Raw genomic sequence first — 20,075 nt, 5'->3', positions numbered from 1 at the left:
CGCGACCTGTGCGCGCGGTTGTGGCTTAGATGGCGACGATGCCAACAGCCTTCAGTTCATCCACAGCGCCGTCGCGCTGGAGTTCTGTTGTGAATGCCGCATCGAACGACAGCCCGCCGCGACGCACTTGCGCCTGACGCGCGATAACGACCGCACCAGTGACATCAGCCAAAGCTGCCGGCGCGGGTTTATAGAGCACAGCACTGGCAACTTCGGACCCGTCCGTTGCTGTGTGATCGCAGGCCACATACTTGCCGGATACGGTAATCTTTCCCAAGACCGTGCCCGGTTCGAGATCCGCACCAGCGGCAATGATCGCCTCTTCGCGGCTGTAAAAACTGTCCTCTTCGAACAGCATGAAGTCACCGGGCGTTTTGCCCTCTGTCAATGATGGCATGTCTCAGTCTCCTTAAAAAATGGGTGATTGGCAGCGAACGTTCGCGCCAGAGGTCAGCTGGCGCGGCGGGACCGCTGCGCGTCCTTGACAGGGTTCGAGGATGTGTTGGCTTCTTCCGCTGGCATATCGAGGTCAGCCTCCCCTGCGTTGGCGTCCATAGATGCGGACAGGGTCTGCGCAGCAGCTGCCTTTGGCGCAGCGCCCAGATGTTTCTTTGCGGTTTCGGCGTCCATATCGCTGTCAAAAGCAAAGCTCTTTGCCAGATCTTCGCGACCTTTCGCCTCTTCGCAGTTCAAAATGGCGCCGATCCGGGCGCGCTCTTCGGATGCCGATGGTTGTGCTGGTGCAGTTTGCGCAACGGGCGCAGGTGCCGGAGCTTCCGCTGGTGCAGTAGCAACCGGTGTAACGATTTCAGGTTCCGCCACTTTCGGCGCTGTGGTCTTGTCTGTCATGGGATTGCCCCCTCCTTGGTTTGATGAAAAAGCGGACGGACTGTCTATCCGGCCATTGATTTGAGCGACAAAACGCTCGAACGCATCGCGCGGGTTGGCGACTTCATCAACCAGCCCCGCGTCAAATGCCTGTTGTCCGATAAAGCAGCGCGCCTCTGTCTCCAGTGCGGCTTGCGCGGTCAGTGCCCCCCCCCGACCGTTCCCAACAGTGTCCGCAAATATCTGGCGCAGATACTGGCATTGTGCCTCCATATCCGCGCGAACGGACTCCGGTAATGGCGCGAATGGATTTTCATCGGCCTTATGGGCTCCAGCCGAGATCACCGAGACCTTAACGCCGCTGCCTTCCAGGCGGGCGCTGTGATCCTGATGCAGACAGATGACCCCAATCGATCCCGCCCCGCCCGTTCTGGACATGATGATACGCGAAGCCTGTGACGCGATAGCGTAGGCTGCTGAATAGGCGTGATCACAGACAAAGGCGTGAACAGGTTTATCCTGACGCACTTCACGGATCAAATCCGCCAGATCGAAACACCCGGATACCTGACCGCCGTAGCTGTCGATCTCCAATGCAATTCCGCGAACCTGTCGGGACTCCGCCGCGGCTTCGATTTGCGCGGCCAGTCCCTCATAGGAAGTCTCACCTGAATAGCTGCCAACCCACGAGCCGCGATGGATCAATGTGCCGGTGACAGCGATCACAGCAACTCCATCGATCAACCGAAACGGCTCCGCGCGGCCATTCCGGATTTGTTCGCCCACCCGGTCATCCAGAAGCGAAATTTGCGGACCGCGCGTTGGCGGCACCTCCAAATGCCCCTCAACTCCTTCGATCACAACATCATGGCCAAGGATGCGCGGGCCAAGCCCCTGCACAAACGATATAGCTTTCGATGGCGCAGCAAGAAGCGGCGTGTGAAACACACGCGAGGCAATGTTGGGATAGTTCATGATGTCAGTCCTCGGAGCGCGTTTGGTTGTCGCTGGTATTCCCGAGCAATTTGGCGAACTTTTCTGCCATCGGATGCAAGGTTCCTTCCGGCATGTCGTTCATTTCCGATTTGATCTGCTCGATATTGTCTGACCAGTCGGAGCCGGTCAGCTCGGCGGCTTCTTCTTCCAGCGTCGATAGCCCGAGGCTGACGCGCAGTGCCGCTGCCTGTGCTTCCTTGACGGGATCCACAAAACCTTTGCCGGGGCCGATCCATTTGGCGCGGGCATAGGCAGGCCAGTGGGAATAGAATTCCGGCGCGCCATTGGGAATCTTGATATGACCATCCATGATCATCTCCTCCAGCCACGCCATAAAGAACGGCTGGCAGAAACCTTGCGCAAACGCCGTGCGCTTGGCTGTCCATCCCCGCCAAATCTCGATCATCGCGGCGCGCGCGCTTGAATAGTTGGTCTTGCTCCAGTCGCTGGCCAGCTGCTCGTAAGACATGCCGATGCCGGATGCGATTTGGCGCAAAATGGCTCCCTCGAAATCCGCAAACTGGGCAGAAGGCCGCGCCGTTGGGACCATGCCAATCTCATCGTTTGGATAAAGCATCGACAGGCGCGCGCCGCCGATCTTGATGCCGCCATTGTCACCGTAGAATTTTTGCCGATCGACATTCATGTCCAGAACGGCACTGCCGTCACCTTCACCGAACATTTCGTCGATCATGTCCGGCCCCATGGGCGAGCGGATAAATGCTGCAAGGACAGCATTGATCACAGCCGCTTGCAGCTCGACTTTCGAATACTGCTGCTCCATGCGCAGTGTTTCGACAATCGGTGCCATGCGCGAGATACCCCGCGTCTGCCCATCGCGCAGCTTGTCATAGAAGTGGATGACTTGTGGACGCCCGTTTTGACCCTCGCGACCGATCCGCTTCCACGTCATCCCGCCAACGTCAGCCCACGCCGAACCGGGGTGCCCCTGCCGGAAGTGATAAGCTTGCGCCACACCATCACGGCTTAGATCAATACCACCACGCTGGTGCTTTTGATCTGCTGCATCCATGGGATTGCACAACAAATCCGGATCAACAATGCGCAACGTTGTTTTGGTTGGACGCATGCGTCGCCAGTTGACCAGCGCGATAGCCTCCCCTTCCACCACATAGCTGCGATAGGCAGTGCCAAACATCTGCGACATGGATTGGCTGCGCGTTGTGTCGCCAAACTTGCGGGGGTCATCCGCATAATTCCCCCAGCGGCCTTCTACCTCTTCCTTGAAATCTTTGGCCCATTCAGAGGATAATCCCAGCAACCGCCAGTCCGGCTTCAAGAACGGGCGGAAATTACCGCCGATGATGCTGTCACATTCTTTGGTAATGGCACCGGCAGCCCAGCCGTTGTTTCGCGACAAATCACGGGTGCGGGCAGAAACCTTGTCTCTTCCATTCAGGACTTCGGAATCAGCCGCGGAGTTTGAAGGGTTGAAGCTCTGCATCGTCTCAACATGGCTGTCGCCTGCAACATATGGCGCCGAACCAAACAATCCCATACCGCGCGCCGCAGCGGCGGCTTCTTGCGATTTGAATTTGACCGAACCTTCCCGCACACGCGGGTATGAATGTTTGCTCAAAACAGGACCCTCCGGGACCGGGCCTTTTTCACCACCAACCCTAAATCAATTTTCAACTCTTGGATGTAGGCTCGCAGCCGATGTTCCGTTGTGCGGGTGTATTCCTGCATGTCGCCGTCATACTCCACGCGCACAACCTGTTCGCCAGTAAGTAAATCGTGCAAGGCCTGTTCGGCTTGATCGAGGCGCGCTTGCTTTTTTTCGGTTTCAGTCGGCATTGGTATTTAAGACCTCTGACAGGCTGCGCCGTTTGGGGGCTGCCTTCTTTTTGGATTGAGAAGATACAGTTTGATTGTCGAACAGATCGGCCTGACTATCTGCGGCTGGGGCCCCGCGTTCAGCTTCCAGAGCATCCCATTGATCATCTGTCATTGAGGCCCAGCCATGACGCCGCGCCGCTGCTTCAGCATAGAGTTCACAGTCGAGCGCTTCGTTGCGGCGTCCCGGCTCGGCCAGTTCCCATTTGGCTGTGGTGGTGCCGGTGCGCGAGCGTATGAGGATCTTCACCTCTGATGTGATCATCCGGTAGAATTCATCCCCAAGACCACGCGCAAAGTGGCAAAAACCCCGCTCACTCGGGTCGGTTTGCCTCAGCCAGGCATAGAAGTTACCTTTCATCATCGAGACGTTGAGAATGAAGCCCCGCTTCTGAAATCGCTTTGCTTTGCCGTCTTTACGTCTTTCGAACTTCATGGGAACCATGAATGGGCCGTTCTGCGAAGAGGAACCTTTAACGCACAGAACCCGCGTTGACGGGTACCGCTTGGCCCAGTTCCAAACATCGTCAGTATACGCGCCGGTATCGATGGCCAGACAATCGATTTTATAGGCCAGGCCAAGCTCAGTTCGCCAGAACTTTGCCATGATCGCATCAAGCGCATCCCTGCCCTGCTCGGTCGAGATGTGGTGTGGAATGACGATGTAATCCACTGTCCAGCGTTGGCGTGTGCGGCCAAAGGCCTTCACATGCACCTCAATCCGGTCATCCTGACAATCGACCCCTGCAGTGACAAGCACGCCAAGAGAAGGCAGGACGCCACGATCAAGAATGGCAAGACCGTTCTCCTGTTCTTGCGCCTTCTCTGTCCTGTCGCGCAGCGCTTCCCAGTCAGGCGCATCGGAGGCCGTCTCATACGGAAGGCCCAGAACGTCGTTCCAGAAGGTCTGCTCGGTCTCTGCTTCCGCGCTTTTCGTGCCGCCTTCGATATTGCCATCAATTCGGGTCCAGCCTTTGAGCCGTGCATACTCGACCGCGATAGACGCCCAATCCCTCTGGGGTGCGTAGGCCCGCCAAATGTGAAAACCCGGATGATCCCCGCGGGGGTTCTGTGCAACCCATCGGCCATGCGCGATCATCTGCTCTTTGTGGCCGTGTGTGATAATGCATCCGTTCGCATCACAGGAAAAGCAAGCCGCTCCGAGGCGTTCAGGATCAATGTTGGCTTCAAAGTTCTCCCAGGTCAGCGGCGCAAAATTTCCACAATGCGGACACGGCAAGTGGAACAGCCGCTGATCGCTGCGCGCATAGGCTGCACTGATCCGACAAGTGCCTTTGATAAGCGCAGTCGAGATACGCAGGATCTTGGCGTCTTCAAATCCAGACGCACGGCTTTCTGCCAGGGCCTCTGGATCGCCTTTGTCCGTCATGTCGAATTTGGCGACGTCATCCATGATAACCAGACGGCGGCTTGTGCCGGTCAGATCTGCTGGAGACCCCGCCGAAGCAACCTTAAGCGACCCGTTGCGAGACAGTGTTTCCTGATTGAATGTGTTGTCACGCTGATCGCCGCCCAATCCCTCGCCAAAGGTTTCCTTGAGGCTTGTGGCCTGCCGACGCATCGGCTTCCATTTATTGTTGACCCACTCTGTCGCCGCCGAGGTGGTCGGATGCACCACGAGACTGTCCAGCGGCGTGTATGCGTGCCAAGCACCCAGGGTCGGATTGATCAGGGACACCGTTTTGCCGATCTGAGCCGAGCCGCGCACCGTCACTTCGCGACATGGATGTTCCGGCGACAGGGCGCTGTGGATGTTGCGCAGAAACGCAAAGCGGGTTGCATCGAACGGCCCCGGCATCGGGCTACGCTCGTCAAACTCGATGTTCTCCTCACACCAGCGCGTGATATCTGGAGGTGGCGGCGGCATCATGGCAGTGGCCATAGCAGAGGTGATGACAGTATGTGCGGAAGTCAGATAGCCCATCAGATATTTGCCTCCCTTTCTGCTTCGGTCATCTCGATCACTTCGCTTTGCTCCGTCAGCAATTGAGCCCGCTTGCTGCGATGCTCGCGCCACGTTGCCACCAACAAGGCGCGGACCTCTTTGAAGTCCACGCCCAACTCATCTGCAATTTTGCGCGCTGCCTGACGCATCACGTTTTCGAACTGGGCAACTTCTTTGGAGAGCAGCTGCTGCATCACCAATGTTGTTTCAGACGCCAGGACAAAGGTGCCCTCATCCATCGCGTTCCGACGACGAAGTGCCCGGGCCTCTTCCTGCGCCTTTTGCGTGCGCGCCATGTGATAGGCGTCATCATCGCCATCCGGCAGCTTAGTCGCACCGCCGCCCCGTTTCTTTGGGGCACCTTCACTGGACTGCGCCGCCAGCACAGTCGCAGTTTGCGCGCCATTGCCCATCATCTGCCCGGGATCCAGCCTCTTTCCCAATGCCTTTGCTACTTTTTGGAGATCGAACCGCCGTTGACGCCCTTCGCCCGAGTAGCATCCATCAAGTTTACCTTCACTCACATATTGACTGATGCGCCCGCGCGAAAGCTTCAGCTCTGTCGCCAGCGCTGATGCAGACATTGTGGACATACCTAAATTAACTCCCTGTAAGCTGTTGTTTAGCAATTAGTTTAGGCTTTGCCAGAGGTTTAGCGGGTCAAAACACATGCGCTATGCCGCCCCGTATAACGTGCTTCCCCCAGAAGGGACCCGTGATTTTCTGGCGGGTCATTCCAATCCACTGCGAGGCAGCACCAGCCCAATACCACCGCCCCGGCTTCCAGCCCTGATCCGCCAACAGGCGTGCGCGTCTCGCTGCTCTGGTTTATTTTGTAGCCTGCCCGCACAGTCAAACTGCGCAGGCTTTAATCAGGCAGGGCCGTCCACCTTGCCTCTCTGGGCGATCTCAGCAACGCAAAGCGCCCGCCGAGGGTTAACCTTGGCGGGCGCTTTTATGGCACTGTTTTCTGTCTAGTGGGCTAGAATTTATTCGTCAAACACTATTTTGCCATGGCGCAATCGGTGGCAGTGTAGACGACAAGGTCCAGCGTGAAAGATTGTTATAACTTACAAAGGTTTGACGCAAATCCAAGAGCGCCAAACGCCACTGCAAATAGTTCCGGCGCGCGCGCGCTATACCCGGATGCTGCACCGAATAGCGCACTGGACAGATTTCAACAGTCCACCGCTTGACCTTGCGGCCATCAATGTACGGCTCGACACCCAGCGCAACCTTCACAGCCCTCGCCCCATGCCGATTACGGTGAATGTCCGCCGGACTACAGCCCACGATGCCAGACAATCGAGCGGGATCAAGATCGCCCATCTGCACCACAGCACCGTCCAGCAGATCTGGCACTTTGCGCGCCCGCGCCAATTCAGCGATCTGCACCGCCATGCCGCGACCACCACAGCCCTCAGGCAACACAGCAACCGCAGCCGCAACCAGATCAGCATCAGCATCGGGATAGGAGCGGCCACCGCCATCGATCCTGCACCCCAACGCGCCGCGCTCTGCCATGCGGTAGGCATTGCCGATGTAGCCATACCCAGCCGCCAACGTGCCAGCATCCTCGAAATCGACCTGTGCGCACTCACTCGCGAACGCCCACTCTAACAAACGCTGGATGCTGATCTCTTGCCGAACGCGCCCCATGTCATCCCGCATAGCCTTCTCCGCAATCAAACTTCCATCCCGAACGCCAGCTTGAACCGCCGCACCAAACATCGCCCGCGCATTCATGCCGCTTCCCCATCCGCACACGCCGCAGCCCGCTTGTTCTGGCCAGCATTGACGATCTCACGCACCAGTCGCTGATCACGCAGATATGCCTCAAGCCATGCGCGATCTTCTGGCGTGGCGTTGCCGCGATCAATCCGACCACGCACAAGCTCAATACGGCGCGCACTTTCAGCCGCCTCATCCCGAACCTCACGCATCCGAAACCCAGTGGGCGGCACAGGCGTGCGCTGCAACAAGCGGAACAGCTCAACCTCAAATCCACCTGCAACGGCTTGCGGCCCCTCGACAGAAGCAAGCCAGCTGGTGACAATCGGCTGTTGTGTAATCGGCGGCTTGCGCAGCCCATGAGCATAGGCACGGATAGTCGCCTCAGGTGGCCATTCGTGCTTGAACGCGCCGCCGCCAATGTTGATCACGTAATCCGCCAATGCCACCAGACTGTCAGCGCAGAGGTAGGCCAGATGCACACACAACCGTTTACGCATTTCTTCGAAATCAGATGTGGTCGTTTTCTTGGGCCGCACCATGCCCGCATCATCAACCCGCTTGATCAACAACTCTGCAACCCGCGCCTTTGGGTCGTGTGTTTCAATTTCCATCGCCATTCCCCTTTTCTCAGTTTGCACCGCTTCGGTTATCCACAGGCCCTAATGTCCGGGCTCCGCAATCTGTCTTGTATTGTCGTGTCTTGTCTTGTGGTTGCAGACACATAAAAGTTTTGTGTCTGCGGTATGTCTGGTTTTGTGTCCGACTATGTCCGCATGTGTCTGACGGACATAAAATGCCGCTCTAGTCTTTTTTTGATTTCCGGAAATGGCCTGCGCTGGCCTTGACCAAGCAGGCCTGAATTGCATCATGCAGCTGCGCATCAGATCGCCGCTTATTGCCCTCTAACTCCATCGCATTTTGAATATGCGCATCGACAAAGTAGATTTGCGCGGCCTCTGATGCGATAGTCGGGGCGAGCGCGCCCAACGTGACCCCAAGTCGGTTCAAGCGCCTCGATCTGGAAGCCCCATCCGTCCGGGCACCGTTCAGCTCCTTGCGCGTCAATGCCTCTAGCACAACGCGTGTGACCGTTGGATGCATCAACCTGATTGAGCCGTCATCACACTCGCATTCATGCCATCCATGCAGAATTCCGAAAGGGCGATCGGCAAGCGAAGCGAAGGCCAAAGGATCAACGGCCGGCACGACCATTCGCGCCAGACGCGTGCGATCAGCAGGGAGCGTGCCAACCGGCGTTTGCTCATGAGCCAACTGCACCAACTCGAACCACAATCCCTTGACCTCATGACTGGCATTCCAACGCAGATCACTGTTCAGATAACGTCTGAATTCCCATGCCATGAAGCCGTGGCTATCAAGCCTTACAGCCGACGAAATCGGATATTCGGGCAACGGTTCAGATGAGACGGACCTCAAGTTAAGTGAACTCACACCTCACCCTCCCCATCACCCACCGCCACCTTTTCAATCAACGGCCACTGCGCCCGAAACTCAGCCTCATACGGCTTCCAGCGCAAAAGCTGCCCATCCCATGGCAGCCCAAACATGCGATCCAAATGGACCTGCAGCGCCGCAAAGCTGGCGAAACCTTCTGCCTGCGCCATCAATTCCATGCGGTGGCCCTGCGTATCCACCGCACCATCACGCAGCATGCCGCCCTCAGTAATCTTGACAGGGAGCGAAAGAGAGCACGGCACAACCATCAGGCGGTGATAGTGTTCAGAGCGCCCGTAATCAGGCGGCAGGTTTCCACAGCAGATATGCAGCGGGTCACCCGCAGCGGCATGCTTACGTTTTCCATGCGGCTTGAGGACCGATGCCTTGGTTCCGAAAATGACTGCACGGGCCAGACTTGCTGCGACGTTGTAAGTGACCATCAGTGCACCGCCCCCAGCCCCTCGGCTGCCAGCTTTTCTTTGCTGAAACGGTGGAAGTCATCCACGACAGCGTCGACGTCCGATGTGCTCAAGATGCCGTGGTCAGCAACGGTGGCGAGGTAATAGGTCAAGACCATCATCAAGGCATGCAAGGCAACACCATGCGACGGCGCAGAGGTGACAGCTTCCATCACAGAGTTCGCAATGTCCTTGGATGCCTGCACGTCCGCATCGCTCTTAACAAAACTCATGCCACGGCCCTCCACTGAATCGGCTTGCCTGCAAGGCCGTGCGGAATATCCAATCCCAGCAGATCGCGGCGATATCGGACCGACCGAGAACTACATCCCGCCTCAGCAGCGATCTGGGGCACGGTACGCACCCCATCCACCAATGCCACGATCTTCGCAGTCAGCATCTCAGCAGTTGTAAACTCACGTGGCACAGGTGTGACCCGCAGCCCCGACCGCGCTACTGCAGCGTAGATCGAGTGACGCGACAGCTCATATTTCACCATCAACTGCGGATAGGTCATTCCAGCCCGCGCATCCGCACAAATTCGTGCATTTCTATCCGCGACACGCGACCGCGCCGCACGGCCCGCAGCTTGAGAACCGCGGCTCCGCGCCGCTACCAAGCCGCGCCAGCCATTTGTGATGCCGACGTAGCGCAAGGCCCCACCGTCCCACTTGATTTCAGGAAGTCCGGTTGCACCCATAGGCACACGGCGGTCCTCAATCGGGGTGGCAGCCAGTGCAGCCTCAATCAATGTGCGTTCTTCTCTGGTAACAACATCAGGCATTGGCGCGTTCCTTGAGGATGGCCACCAATCGTTTCTGATGCTGGAGATCACCCACATTCGAATTCAGCAAACGCCACCGATCTTGAGCCGCCGCAAAACCGATCTGCAGTTCCGTGGCAACCACAGCCAAATTGCTGCCCCGGCAGATTTCTTCAACCAGCTCCAAATCGCGCTCGGCGTTCCAATCGCCAGCATACCCGACGGCATCCAAGTGAGAGATGATCACCCGTTCGGCATAGGGCCGCTCTGCTAAAGTTGCCGCCACAGGTGCTTTGACTTCAGCAGCGATGCGCGCGGGCAGCTGCTTGGCGGCAGGCCGATCAGTCACCTCAACCGGAGCTTTTATCGAAGCCGCTGCGACGGACGATTTAACAACAGGTTTAGGAGCCACTGGTCTATCCCCTGCAACCAGCTCCCGCAGCTCCTTCAGCATAAAGTTACAAGCGCCGGCATGACGTCCTAGCTTCTTGGCGATTTCTCCGTTGGAAAACCCATCGACAATCATCTTCCGCGCGAGGTCACGATCCCCCTCAGACCAAGGGCCAGTGATAAACGCCTTCTTGGCAGACTTCGCCTTCATCGGCTTCGCCTTGGCAGGCTTTTCCGGCCCTGCAGCCTTTTCCGGTTCGGTTGGCTGGACTGGCTGCTCAACCACAACTGCGGGAGCGACAACACCTTGGGCAGCCGCCCGCGATTTAAACTGCGGCATCACTGCCGCCTGCACACGCTCATCACCAAACCCGCCAATCACAACGCTAATTTCAATCCGATCTGCATTGATCGGCAGCACCTCGAAAGCGATACCCAACTCAGACAACCGCTCTCCGAACTGCCCAATCTCTGACAGTGCCGCAGCTTCACAACTGGCCCGAGCCAATCGCGCCGCAGCATCAACCTGCATTTGCGCCAAGTTATTCATCACAATCTCCTTTATTTGAATGAGAGCAGAAAAAGGGCCCGAACGCTCAAGCAGCACCGCGCATGTGGCATGCAGATTCAGGGCCTTAAATTGAGAAGATACATGCTGGAACTGCTCTGCCTGAGCGGCACTTCCAGCAAACTTATGGCTCAAATTGAGGGCACTCATAGCGCTAACGCTCTCATGCCAGAATCACCGCTAACGATTCTGGAACCCGAAGGCCCTATAGGCTTGCCCCCCTGAAACACGCGGAAACACAAGAGGATTTCAAACGAGATTTTCGAAGCCAAATTTACTAAATATTCGAGAAAAGACTTCCGAAGTTCGCAAAAACTCACATGGAATTTCTTAAAAGAGACAACCACGAATCCAAACATTTCAGCGGCTTCCAGAGTCAATACATTTTTGACTGCAAAAACGCGTGCTGAATATGCTGGTAAAACAATGCGGATGATGTGGTAGAAAGGGGTGCCGGATCGAGAAGGCTTAAGGAACCCCGATCCGGCTATTGAACCCGCACCTCTGTAGAGGGCGACCAACTGGACCAGCAACCGTGTCAAGCAACTGCTGATCCCATCACCACCGGAAAGGAAATTTCCATGGCAATTACGAAACACGCCATCACCGGCGTGCCTTTGAATGATATCACATATAAGCGCAAGCGTCTCAACCAAGACGAGGCTGTAACGGTGCATATTTTGGCGAAGGAGGGAAACTCTTTTACGGATATCGTCCAACGTCTGGGCACCAACGCCAACCGTGTCGGCGAAGTTCGGCGCGGTGAAGTGTACCCGGAATCGGCCAAGATCGCCCTCAATCTGCTGATGAAGTGAAAGAAGGCTGGCGGGAAAGATGATGCCATACCGCGTATGAGCATCCGCCACCCCCACAGAAAAAGGGCCGCATGCGCGAGCAGGCACACGCGGCCAAGGCCCAACAGGAAGACGCTGCCCGATACGTGCTGCCACGCGCATCGGGCGGGTATTTCCACGGCCATTGGATCGGGAAGAACATTTGCCGTGGAAATCTGACTGGGGGGCGGCAGGCGAATAGGACAACACCACACCACCCCTCGCGCACCGCTGGCGATCCCCACCATCCAGCAGTGCGCAACACATCGGGCGGTATCTGCTCAGAGGGACATCTAAGCAGTCCTTGGGCTGTGCGGTAACTAAAGCAGAATAACCCGCTGCCCCTTCCCGATGTTGCATTTGAATATTCATGCGGCCACCGCCTGTGCCGGCACATCGGCCAACAAAAACGCAGGGGCGCTTTCGGGATGCAGGCGCAACGCAATCGCGACGAACGCACCACGCGGCCCTGCCCCATCCCACCACCGACGCGCTGCACGCTCGGTCACACCGAACGCCAGCGCAGCATCGTTGATGCAATCAAAATGGGCATGCAAATACGCCTGCCACTGGCCAGCGAAATCACGCAACACGCGATACGGCTCCAACTGGACCACTTGTTCGGACAAAGCTTCAGTGGACCGAGGGGCACCGCGTGAGGCAACATGACGGAAGACGATAACGTTGCTCACGACACCCACCCCGCCACGATCCCGCCAAGAGACCAAACCGCCCGCAGACCGAAGACAGCAACCGACAGGACAAAAAGGAGGCCCAGCGATGTTCCGGATAGAGATTGCAGGAGCGCGATCATGCTGCGTCACCTGAGGATTGACGCGGAATCACACACTTGAAGTCAAAAAGGCAAGGGGAAGGAGCCATCAAATCCTTCTCTCTGGCGAGGTCACAAAAGGCTACATACCAACGCGGCGGCAATCGCTTCGCCGAAGCGTGTGAATGCATTGTTTTGGCGCTCACGCCAACGCGTTCAGCCACCTCTCGATAGCCGCCCAATTCTTCTAAAAATGATTTCGGAGTTCTACTCATGAAACCATCATTAGTCTGATATTTTCATACCGTCAATAATCCGACTGAAAATTATTCCAAATCAACCGGCGTAGAGCGATAACGCAGCATGACCCATGAAGAACTTGAGAAGCTTTTTAGACAAGGCGACACGTCCAATGACGCAATCAGCATTCGCTTGATCGCGGCTAGAAAATCAACAGGTATGCAACAACAAGCCGTAGCATCGGCAGTTGGAATACCCAAGCAAACCTACTACTCCCAAGAAGTGCGCGGAGCCCCATCCATACCGATAGGCCGTTATTTTTATAGAGCTCACGGGATAGACTTCAATTATCTGTACTATGGCGACTTCATCCACCTCGACGTTCCCGTGCGCGAGCGCCTGATTTCAGCACTGACCGGCGAATCCGAGTAACAGGGTCAAACAGCAAGTTAAGGTCCAACCCGACCAGACGGGCCATCTGTGCAATACGCCTGATCATAAAACTACACCCCTCCCGTGTTCCCCTTTCATTCTACATTTCGCACAAATTCGTTCAACTGCAATTATGTCGTTCGTCTGATTTTTTCATACAAAGTTATTGACTGGTCTGATTTTATCATACTATTGTATCTTCAGAAAAGGAGACAATTATGAATACGATCCCCACAACCAATCACATACAAACCGCCCGCAACATCATCCAGAACCCGGACACGTTCGGTTGCGACCCGATCCTTCGCGCCGCTGCATGGGCTGCGGCAAAACAAGGGCGTGGCCACACCGTCGATCTGGACAGCATGGCATTCATTCTGCTGGATACGCACCGCGCAACCATTACAGCCGAGACCATCACGCAGACCCGCCAAAAGATCGAAACCGCGCTGGATGACACCACCACACACAGCCCTATCCAAATGGCGCGCGTCGCGCAGAAGGTCCGAGGCCTCAAAGCAAAGCTCGGCCTAACGCGCCGCCCCTACGGCGGAGATGCCGCGTGACTAACTTCATACTCTTAATCGTTTTCGCGGGAGCGATGTCTACTTTTGGGTCAACGCAAGTGCACAAGGACCTCACCAAAGAGCAATGCGAGGCCATGCTGACTTGGGCAGCGAATGGAATAGGCCGCTCAGCTGACGCCATGTGCGAAGGCCCAAACGGTGATAAAATCACCATCAAACGCAAGTAGAGGTCATGAGCATGACGCAGCTTCGCCACGCCAGCATTGCCCACAAAGCCGCAACAGTAGCGCGCAACGCCATTCTGATCATCGCTATCCTTTGCGTCACATGGGCTGGCCACTCAACCGCCAACGACATGGCCGACGCGTCCGACCTTCCGAAGGGTCATTGACCAATGAATACAGCGTTCCTACTCATGGCCCAGTACAGCGGCCAAGCGATCATCCCAGCGGACAAAGTGCGAGAGGATTACTTTTCGCACCTAACATTGCCGAAGTTTATACGGAAGATCAGCGAAGGCCACTTGGCCCTGCCACTTGTCCGCATGGAAGCCAGTCAGAAATCTGCTAAAGGCGTCCACCTGCAGGATTTGGCGGACTATCTTGATGCCAGAAGAGCCGAAGGTCAGCGCGAATTCAGGCAGATGTATGGTTAGGCATTGGCAATTTATGCTTTAAGAAGAGAGTTTCTCCACAGAAATCGGCGAAAACTGGGCCTTAGCTGCATCTGCAAAAGTTATGTGCCAGAATTGCAAAAAGCGGCGATTCAAGCCCTAGCACACCGAAGCCCTCATGCTTCGCTGCACGCCAAGGTCGGCTGTGCGCAGATAGCGACACGCGAACGGCCCATAGCTGCCGCTCGTGCGAAAACCGTCTAATGACCGCTCCCAGCCCAAAGCGGACTCGTACATCCAACCCCTAGGGCGGGAAGCGGAAGCTCGCTGCGGGGGGCTTTCTAAAGTGTCACGGCCTTAAAGCAGTCCTTCAGAATGCTGTCCGGCGATTTTTTGGATCCATGCGGCGGCTCATTGATTAACTGCCTCTATCAAAAAGATCGAGTTCCAACTTGTGTAACAGCCAACCAAACGGGAAATGCTGCACGGTTTCACATGCCCGGCATTCCAGAGTTTCCCCGATGAACAGCCTAGGAGCTTCTGCCTTTCGTAGGTTTATGGAGCTACCGCACGTTGGACACTCAAGGAACTCTTTGAAGTTCTGGTTCACGAACCGAACCATTGATGACCTACCCGAGGAAAACAAGGTTTGGAAAGTCGCAGTTGCAGTGAAAAGTAACCAGTTTTCATGCTGGCGGTTAGGCTCATGCATCCGAGAGTATAATTCGATTTGCATCAAGTTTAAAAATAGAAGGACGGTTGCAATCTGCTGATAGGTCGAACCAGTGTAAATGTCGTCGTCAGTTGGGTCCTTGAAAATGAAGTTAATGTTGTAGTTTTCGGTTCTGAGCTGAGGTGCGCCGGTAGCAAGGTGAAGCGCTTTGTCGAATAAGTTCGCGAGTCCATCTGAATTGTCACGGTCAAATACCAAACTGTTGATCGTTTCCGGATTAATACACTCAGTGCCCCTACAGGCACCAACAGCACTTTCAATCAGGCGTTGGATACCGTCAGTTCCGAAACGTTTTTTTTTGGTCAAGTTAGCTGCATTCGTCTTTAGATTGTCGAAGAAATCAGCTTCGTTCGCGCATGCTTGGCACACTACCAACAAACCTTCAGTGAGAGGTTTTCGTAGAAGCGCGAATGCAACAGTAAATTTCCGTTTTTCTAGCGCGCGCAGTGCCTCGTAAATGAAGTGAAGCATGTCAGCGTAAAGGGCATTTGTTACATGATTGACCACAGCCCTTCGCTCAAGTTCGCTGCGCCCTGTTTGCGACAAGAAATCAAGTGGATGAATTCCACTTTGTAACAGACGGGCCTCCTCTTCCGATGCAAGGTTGAAGCTGATGTCGCCGGCGCGCTTACGTTCCATCTGAACAAGAATGCGTCCCATCGTATCGTGTAGATGGAAACAGAACTCATGAGCTGCGTGAGTGTCTCGAGGAATCAGTTTAAGGCGATCTGGTTCGATAATTCCAATTGGTTTCAAGGCAACGGCTCCACTTCAATTTTTGAATACGGCAGTAACGCTTCGGTTCACTCGGGCGGCTCAAAGGTTAGAACGAACTCAGGATCACCAATGAGGCTTACAAGATCATCCACATCTGCAACATAGCGGAAACCCCATGGGCTAAGAGTCAATAAGCCTTCATTCTTCGTGTCGGCTTCTCGGTGGTCCCACAAGCACCTCGCTTCGATGTCATTCAACAGCTCGGCAAACTGGTCTTGAGAAAGATCAATTTCGGATGGTTCAAAGCCGTGTTCAAAAAAGTCTACGCTCGACAAATCGTCGCATCCCTCAGGTCTGAACACGGCCATGACGTGACCACCAAGGTATTCGTTGATCGCTTCTTGCGCCAAGTACTCTGATGATGTCACAGAGCCGGGCGACGAACCACTGATTGAAAACGCTCCTGTCTCGGTGTCATAACCAACTGTCCAGGGCATAGGAGGGTTTTCACTAAATCGCCCGATGATATCTCGTGGGGGATCGAAAGACTGTACCGCAGATGTACGTAGTGCCTGTAGAGCTTGGAAAAACGCCAAACCGATGCCAACTAAATCAAATACTTCTGTGTACTCAAGGCGAGTCACATTCCCACCATTCCGACGGCGCAGTCGTAGTCCATCGTTCCAGAGGATGTAGTCCGAGTGGTACATTCCGTTGCGTACATCGTCACGGAACACGTTCTCGAATACTGACGCCAGCCCTGTCATGCCAATCTTTCGGGCGTGGATCGCCAAGTTGCGGAATGTTGCATTTGCGTTTGGCCCAATAACGCGATTGGGGTTTTCCCTGACCCGAACCAAGTCTCGAAATGGCCAAAGACTGTAGGGAGCATTCTCAACGATGCCCATCATGTTCTTTGGGCTCTCATACACGCCCCCAGCCTCTGAAAGCTGGCTGTATAGAAGCAAGATTATTCGCATGTCGGCGAAAGATTCCACCGGGCCTGCCGCCAGCCGTTCGTTCAACTCTTCGAACACTTGGTCTGCGGTAATCGTGGTGGACCAACCCGCATCTTGCATCCCCCTAAATTCTCCACTCAGTGACCCTGCAAAATCTAACTCGCTCATTTGGCGGGCAAATTTAAAGAGAAGTCCAAGTTGCTTGGCTGTCTCGTTGGCGAAGGTTGTTGGGGAATTCAAAGGGCTAAGCCACCTGTTTTTGTCTTAGAGTACAGGATAGCAGCCATATCACGCCACCCGCAACGTTTATCTCTTTCGTGGCCGGAGCTGATACTTGTCGAATGTCTTAAAAAAAACTGCCTAGGTTTAGTTGTGTGGCCAAATTCCGCCACGGCTAATGTCTGCAATGCAGGCTGCAAGCGCAGCGATTTAGTGGAGCAAAGAGTGACCGCTATGGGCCGCCCACGTGACTTTGCAAAGTACACTTTCTGCACATAGCTGCCGTTGGTGCGGAGCGCTGCGAATGTCGGCATCCGCCCTTCAGGCCGACATCAGACGAATGACACGAACGGCCCAAAGCTGCCGCTCGTGCGAAAACCGTCTAATGACCGCTCTCAGCCCTTCCACGACATTGATACCAAGCGCAGCATTATGCGGAGCATCGTCACGGAGGGCGGGAAGCGGACCTTCGGTGCATCCCGTGCCAAGGTCTGCTATGTTGAACAAAACGGTTATTGGAACCATCGAAAAGAACGGCCGTTCAAAAGTGTATGTAGGTGAAAAGCCGTCCGGCTGACACGCTGACCTTGGTCGAAATTGAAATTCAAATTTCCATTCTGTCTTCCGGAGGATTGAACGCAGCCATCCAGCTTGGTGACGTGAGATGGTTTGTGGCAGAATAAAATCTATCTTCGGTCGCCTGTGATGAACCCCTTACGTGATGGTGGATAGCTCCGCGCAGACCATCCGTCAGCTTCTTCCCGTGAGTATGCTCGAACGCCACAGGTACAAGGCCGTTTGCGGGGATGAAATTACCGATCGGTGGGCTGGCATTGGGCATTCCGCAAGCTGCCCACTCGGGTTTCGTGCGTTTCCGTGGTACATCATAGAGAGAAGACAAAATCTGCTGACGTGCAGTCCGGGCGGCATTGACGAGGTCATCACGTTTCAATGCAGTTACTTCCAAAATAGTAGTATTAATTACTTCAAGATCGATTTCGTCAAAGACTTGGTTTAGATGACTTGACTGTGCGAAAGAGTGCTCCACGTCGTTCAAAGGGGTAAACACTTCGCTGACACGAGACACGCCGTTTCGCTGACGTTCAGCCGCCGCTGTGGCGATTTCAAATTGCATTTCCGAATCCGTCCTAAAGTCTCGGTCCCGGTGGATAATTATTTGCACATCGGGCCGAATGTCGGCAATCATGTTCGCGAGGAGTCTGGCCGCTGGGAGATTTCCACACCCGTTATATGAAAGCACTGCCAAGTTGGCAGGCGCGCCGTTGGCAATTGCCAGCGCAGTAACCGGACGGGTCAACTTGTCCTCAGTCATCAGGATAACTGGACGTGCAGGATCAAAGGCATCGGCACCAGCTGATAACGCCCCAAGGGTCATGAGAATAGGGATTGCGGGACGCTGGGCGTCGTCAACGGGAACCTTTTCTCCCTCACTCATCCACGCAAGAGCGGCGTCTGCGTCAAACATTAGACGCTGTATTAGCTGGGGTGAATGACTGGCAAACAAAATACGTGTGTGTGTTTCGGCAGCTACTCCTCTCAGCGCTTCGTAGAGGCGCGACTGGCTGTCCGCGTGTAGGTGAGCGTCAGGTTCATCAAGAAGCAGTAGAGGGGGGGCGTAGAAGCAAGCGTAAGCGACAATTTGAATGACCTGCAGCATCCCAGTCGACGCCATGTCGATAGTAACCCTTGAATCTGGGCTTTCAACATCGACATTAACGTAACGATCATTTTGCTGGTCGTGACTAACAATCACGCGAGCCCCCGGATAACACACGTCAAGAAGCGAAGAAAAAGTCTTCCATCCACTCTCAGGTAGAACCTCGATCTCACGTCCTTGACGCCACGCCTCCTTTGCCGCTTCATCTAAATCGCGTGCAAATAAATGGTCAAGCACGGTGCGAAGGTAGAGGTTTGCATCACCATGCATAATAGCTGCATCCATTGCTCCCTTGGTTCGCCACTCTTCGCGCATTGGAATGCCCGATAGTCCCGGTGTCAAAATGGAGAATGGTTTATCGCCGTTTGCGAGAGTCGCAGCAAAACTGTCGTCTCCGATGCGTGTTATCGCGATATTTGCATTCTTCCCGCGTCGGATGTTGACCCTCACCTCCCGCGCTTCTTCGGCGTCGAGGTCGAAGCCAGAGTATGTAATTGAAAAACCTTCGTTCTGAGTTGCCACACCGCCACGTCGAAGGCTAAGTAGATGCTCTGTGGGGCGAAAGAGCACTGCATCGTTGGAAACGGTACCCGCAAAGTCGGGGGTCCCGTTTTTACGGAACCCCCGAAAAGCTGCTTGTAGGATTGATACGCCAAGTTGCGCGGCCTGCAATGCGCTGCTCTTTCCGCTGGTGTTGCCTCCAACAAGTGCGGTTAACGGCTTCAAATCGATTGTAAGTGTTTCGATACGTTTGAAATCTGTAATAATAATTCTATCAAGTCGAATTCGCATGCTTTCCCCCGTTTGTGCTGACCTTACGGGTATGAAAGATACGAGCGCAACTTCAAACGCTATTTCCTCTCTTGTGCCATAGGTTTCTCTGCACGTTGCCCAAATGGCTGGTTAGACAACTTCGCTGCGGTGACAAATAACACCTCCAATGTCGTCAGAGGACCGAGATTTAATGGACATTTTTGGATCCCTAAAACCGGACCTTCGCTGCGCACCGCACGAACGGCGGCTCAGGGCCGATCACGTCGAGAAAGAAGACTGCGGTTCCAGACTTTGCAAAGGTTACTATCTGCGCATAGCTGCCCTTGGTGCGGATCGCAGCGAATGTCGGCAATCCGCCCTTGGTGTCAGCCGCAGCGAACGGCCCAAAGTGGACATTCGTTATCGGTTGAGTTGCTGCGGCGCAGCTTTACCATTTTAGTAATTTCAGCTTAGAGCCTTAAAGAGTGTAAGCGGTGCGCCCACCCCACCTTCCTTGTGAGCCCCTGATCTGAGATTCAGCCCTGACAGATGGATTATAAGGGAGTTTCTCCATGGAGCGC

Annotated in this window: 24 protein-coding genes; 6 read left to right on the top strand and 18 right to left on the bottom strand. The window is 55.0% G+C overall.

Going from position 1 to position 20,075, the window contains the following annotated elements; genetic code table 11:
- Positions 1-25: 25 nt before the first annotated feature.
- From GGR95_RS14510 to GGR95_RS14450, 13 genes are all read right to left on the bottom strand, one after another.
- A complete protein-coding gene (locus tag GGR95_RS14510; RefSeq protein ID WP_184567099.1) occupies positions 26-397 on the bottom strand; it encodes a head decoration protein in 372 nt (123 codons plus the stop codon).
- A gap of 53 nt (positions 398-450) precedes the next feature.
- Positions 451-1,803: a S49 family peptidase gene (locus GGR95_RS14505; RefSeq protein WP_184567097.1), complete on the bottom strand. Its 1,353-nt coding sequence runs from the start codon at positions 1,801-1,803 to the stop codon at positions 451-453.
- Between the two features lie 4 nt (positions 1,804-1,807).
- A complete protein-coding gene (locus GGR95_RS14500) occupies positions 1,808-3,424 on the bottom strand; it encodes a phage portal protein (protein WP_246423402.1) in 1,617 nt (538 codons plus the stop codon).
- A complete protein-coding gene (gene gpW, locus GGR95_RS14495; protein WP_184567095.1) occupies positions 3,421-3,642 on the bottom strand; it encodes a gpW family head-tail joining protein in 222 nt (73 codons plus the stop codon). Before gpW ends, GGR95_RS14500 begins: the two co-directional genes overlap by 4 nt.
- The gene (locus GGR95_RS14490; protein WP_184567093.1) at positions 3,632-5,626 is read right to left on the bottom strand and encodes a phage terminase large subunit family protein; all 1,995 of its coding nucleotides are present in this window, start codon (positions 5,624-5,626) and stop codon (positions 3,632-3,634) included. Before GGR95_RS14490 ends, gpW begins: the two co-directional genes overlap by 11 nt.
- Complete coding sequence (locus GGR95_RS14485; RefSeq protein WP_184567091.1) at positions 5,626-6,240, bottom strand: hypothetical protein; 615 nt, start codon at positions 6,238-6,240, stop codon at positions 5,626-5,628. The genes GGR95_RS14490 and GGR95_RS14485 overlap by 1 nt, the downstream gene beginning before the upstream one ends.
- Positions 6,241-6,643: 403 nt before the next feature.
- Entirely contained in the window at positions 6,644-7,393 is a 750-nt protein-coding gene (locus tag GGR95_RS14480; protein WP_246423401.1) for a hypothetical protein, read from the bottom strand.
- Entirely contained in the window at positions 7,390-7,992 is a 603-nt protein-coding gene (locus GGR95_RS14475; protein WP_184567089.1) for a hypothetical protein, read from the bottom strand. The genes GGR95_RS14480 and GGR95_RS14475 overlap by 4 nt, the downstream gene beginning before the upstream one ends.
- Positions 7,993-8,182: 190 nt before the next feature.
- Positions 8,183-8,833, bottom strand: a complete 651-nt coding sequence (locus GGR95_RS14470) for a hypothetical protein (RefSeq protein WP_184567087.1) — start codon at positions 8,831-8,833, stop codon at positions 8,183-8,185.
- On the bottom strand, positions 8,830-9,279 hold the full coding sequence (locus GGR95_RS14465; RefSeq protein ID WP_184567085.1) for a hypothetical protein: 450 nt from the start codon (positions 9,277-9,279) through the stop codon (positions 8,830-8,832). Before GGR95_RS14465 ends, GGR95_RS14470 begins: the two co-directional genes overlap by 4 nt.
- On the bottom strand, positions 9,279-9,530 hold the full coding sequence (locus GGR95_RS14460) for a hypothetical protein (RefSeq protein ID WP_184567083.1): 252 nt from the start codon (positions 9,528-9,530) through the stop codon (positions 9,279-9,281). The genes GGR95_RS14465 and GGR95_RS14460 overlap by 1 nt, the downstream gene beginning before the upstream one ends.
- The gene (locus tag GGR95_RS14455) at positions 9,527-10,081 is read right to left on the bottom strand and encodes a hypothetical protein (protein ID WP_184567081.1); all 555 of its coding nucleotides are present in this window, start codon (positions 10,079-10,081) and stop codon (positions 9,527-9,529) included. Before GGR95_RS14455 ends, GGR95_RS14460 begins: the two co-directional genes overlap by 4 nt.
- A complete protein-coding gene (locus tag GGR95_RS14450) occupies positions 10,074-11,000 on the bottom strand; it encodes a hypothetical protein (RefSeq protein ID WP_184567079.1) in 927 nt (308 codons plus the stop codon). Before GGR95_RS14450 ends, GGR95_RS14455 begins: the two co-directional genes overlap by 8 nt.
- A gap of 599 nt (positions 11,001-11,599) precedes the next feature.
- On the opposite strand from GGR95_RS14450, the gene GGR95_RS14445 reads away from it, so the two are divergent.
- Together GGR95_RS14445 and GGR95_RS14440 are read left to right on the top strand one after the other, a co-directional pair.
- Complete coding sequence (locus GGR95_RS14445) at positions 11,600-11,833, top strand: hypothetical protein (RefSeq protein WP_246423400.1); 234 nt, start codon at positions 11,600-11,602, stop codon at positions 11,831-11,833.
- A gap of 71 nt (positions 11,834-11,904) precedes the next feature.
- On the top strand, positions 11,905-12,171 hold the full coding sequence (locus tag GGR95_RS14440) for a hypothetical protein (protein WP_184567077.1): 267 nt from the start codon (positions 11,905-11,907) through the stop codon (positions 12,169-12,171).
- Positions 12,172-12,219: 48 nt separating this feature from the next.
- Here the strand turns inward: GGR95_RS14440 and GGR95_RS14435 are convergent, their stop codons facing one another.
- Positions 12,220-12,543: a hypothetical protein gene (locus GGR95_RS14435; RefSeq protein ID WP_184567075.1), complete on the bottom strand. Its 324-nt coding sequence runs from the start codon at positions 12,541-12,543 to the stop codon at positions 12,220-12,222.
- Positions 12,540-12,665 carry a hypothetical protein gene (locus tag GGR95_RS19050; RefSeq protein WP_281395958.1) on the bottom strand — a complete coding sequence of 42 codons (126 nt, stop codon included), beginning with the start codon at positions 12,663-12,665 and terminating at the stop codon, positions 12,540-12,542. Before GGR95_RS19050 ends, GGR95_RS14435 begins: the two co-directional genes overlap by 4 nt.
- A gap of 321 nt (positions 12,666-12,986) precedes the next feature.
- On the opposite strand from GGR95_RS19050, the gene GGR95_RS14430 reads away from it, so the two are divergent.
- The 4 genes from GGR95_RS14430 (at position 12,987) to GGR95_RS14415 (ending at position 14,477) form a co-directional block, all read left to right on the top strand.
- On the top strand, positions 12,987-13,295 hold the full coding sequence (locus tag GGR95_RS14430; RefSeq protein WP_184567073.1) for an XRE family transcriptional regulator: 309 nt from the start codon (positions 12,987-12,989) through the stop codon (positions 13,293-13,295).
- A gap of 218 nt (positions 13,296-13,513) precedes the next feature.
- Positions 13,514-13,861 carry a hypothetical protein gene (locus tag GGR95_RS14425; RefSeq protein ID WP_184567071.1) on the top strand — a complete coding sequence of 116 codons (348 nt, stop codon included), beginning with the start codon at positions 13,514-13,516 and terminating at the stop codon, positions 13,859-13,861.
- A 199-nt stretch (positions 13,862-14,060) separates the two neighbouring features.
- A complete protein-coding gene (locus GGR95_RS14420) occupies positions 14,061-14,213 on the top strand; it encodes a hypothetical protein (protein WP_184567069.1) in 153 nt (50 codons plus the stop codon).
- A 3-nt stretch (positions 14,214-14,216) separates the two neighbouring features.
- Complete coding sequence (locus GGR95_RS14415; RefSeq protein ID WP_184567067.1) at positions 14,217-14,477, top strand: pyocin activator PrtN family protein; 261 nt, start codon at positions 14,217-14,219, stop codon at positions 14,475-14,477.
- A 376-nt stretch (positions 14,478-14,853) separates the two neighbouring features.
- Here GGR95_RS14415 and GGR95_RS14410 read toward each other — a convergent pair whose 3' ends face one another.
- The 3 genes from GGR95_RS14410 to GGR95_RS14400 all read right to left on the bottom strand — a co-directional run bounded on the left by GGR95_RS14410 (position 14,854) and on the right by GGR95_RS14400 (position 19,533).
- Positions 14,854-15,924: a hypothetical protein gene (locus GGR95_RS14410; protein WP_184567065.1), complete on the bottom strand. Its 1,071-nt coding sequence runs from the start codon at positions 15,922-15,924 to the stop codon at positions 14,854-14,856.
- 47 nt (positions 15,925-15,971) lie between these two features.
- Positions 15,972-17,012: a hypothetical protein gene (locus tag GGR95_RS14405; RefSeq protein ID WP_184567063.1), complete on the bottom strand. Its 1,041-nt coding sequence runs from the start codon at positions 17,010-17,012 to the stop codon at positions 15,972-15,974.
- Between the two features lie 655 nt (positions 17,013-17,667).
- Complete coding sequence (locus tag GGR95_RS14400; RefSeq protein WP_184567061.1) at positions 17,668-19,533, bottom strand: AAA family ATPase; 1,866 nt, start codon at positions 19,531-19,533, stop codon at positions 17,668-17,670.
- Positions 19,534-20,075: the final 542 nt, after the last annotated feature.

Source organism: Sulfitobacter undariae (genome assembly GCF_014196805.1).
GTDB classification, from domain to species: Bacteria; Pseudomonadota; Alphaproteobacteria; order Rhodobacterales; family Rhodobacteraceae; genus Sulfitobacter; species Sulfitobacter undariae.
The sequence above is the reverse complement of the archived record's forward strand: the minus strand, read 5'-3'. Positions and strand labels throughout refer to the sequence as shown.

What these genes read in the sequence shown, in the direction of transcription:
- GGR95_RS14510 (WP_184567099.1), bottom strand. Translation starts at nt 397, where the DNA reads ATGCCATCATTGACAGAGGGCAAAACGCCCGGTGACTTCATGCTGTTC.
- GGR95_RS14505 (WP_184567097.1), bottom strand. Translation starts at nt 1,803, where the DNA reads ATGAACTATCCCAACATTGCCTCGCGTGTGTTTCACACGCCGCTTCTT.
- gpW (WP_184567095.1), bottom strand. Translation starts at nt 3,642, where the DNA reads ATGCCGACTGAAACCGAAAAAAAGCAAGCGCGCCTCGATCAAGCCGAA.
- GGR95_RS14490 (WP_184567093.1), bottom strand. Translation starts at nt 5,626, where the DNA reads ATGGGCTATCTGACTTCCGCACATACTGTCATCACCTCTGCTATGGCC.
- GGR95_RS14485 (WP_184567091.1), bottom strand. Translation starts at nt 6,240, where the DNA reads ATGTCCACAATGTCTGCATCAGCGCTGGCGACAGAGCTGAAGCTTTCG.
- GGR95_RS14480 (WP_246423401.1), bottom strand. Translation starts at nt 7,393, where the DNA reads ATGAATGCGCGGGCGATGTTTGGTGCGGCGGTTCAAGCTGGCGTTCGG.
- GGR95_RS14475 (WP_184567089.1), bottom strand. Translation starts at nt 7,992, where the DNA reads ATGGAAATTGAAACACACGACCCAAAGGCGCGGGTTGCAGAGTTGTTG.
- GGR95_RS14465 (WP_184567085.1), bottom strand. Translation starts at nt 9,279, where the DNA reads ATGGTCACTTACAACGTCGCAGCAAGTCTGGCCCGTGCAGTCATTTTC.
- GGR95_RS14460 (WP_184567083.1), bottom strand. Translation starts at nt 9,530, where the DNA reads ATGAGTTTTGTTAAGAGCGATGCGGACGTGCAGGCATCCAAGGACATT.
- GGR95_RS14455 (WP_184567081.1), bottom strand. Translation starts at nt 10,081, where the DNA reads ATGCCTGATGTTGTTACCAGAGAAGAACGCACATTGATTGAGGCTGCA.
- GGR95_RS14450 (WP_184567079.1), bottom strand. Translation starts at nt 11,000, where the DNA reads ATGAATAACTTGGCGCAAATGCAGGTTGATGCTGCGGCGCGATTGGCT.
- GGR95_RS14445 (WP_246423400.1), top strand. Translation starts at nt 11,600, where the DNA reads ATGGCAATTACGAAACACGCCATCACCGGCGTGCCTTTGAATGATATC.
- GGR95_RS14440 (WP_184567077.1), top strand. Translation starts at nt 11,905, where the DNA reads ATGCGCGAGCAGGCACACGCGGCCAAGGCCCAACAGGAAGACGCTGCC.
- GGR95_RS19050 (WP_281395958.1), bottom strand. Translation starts at nt 12,665, where the DNA reads ATGATCGCGCTCCTGCAATCTCTATCCGGAACATCGCTGGGCCTCCTT.
- GGR95_RS14430 (WP_184567073.1), top strand. Translation starts at nt 12,987, where the DNA reads ATGACCCATGAAGAACTTGAGAAGCTTTTTAGACAAGGCGACACGTCC.
- GGR95_RS14425 (WP_184567071.1), top strand. Translation starts at nt 13,514, where the DNA reads ATGAATACGATCCCCACAACCAATCACATACAAACCGCCCGCAACATC.
- GGR95_RS14420 (WP_184567069.1), top strand. Translation starts at nt 14,061, where the DNA reads ATGACGCAGCTTCGCCACGCCAGCATTGCCCACAAAGCCGCAACAGTA.
- GGR95_RS14415 (WP_184567067.1), top strand. Translation starts at nt 14,217, where the DNA reads ATGAATACAGCGTTCCTACTCATGGCCCAGTACAGCGGCCAAGCGATC.
- GGR95_RS14405 (WP_184567063.1), bottom strand. Translation starts at nt 17,012, where the DNA reads ATGAGCGAGTTAGATTTTGCAGGGTCACTGAGTGGAGAATTTAGGGGG.
- GGR95_RS14400 (WP_184567061.1), bottom strand. Translation starts at nt 19,533, where the DNA reads ATGCGAATTCGACTTGATAGAATTATTATTACAGATTTCAAACGTATC.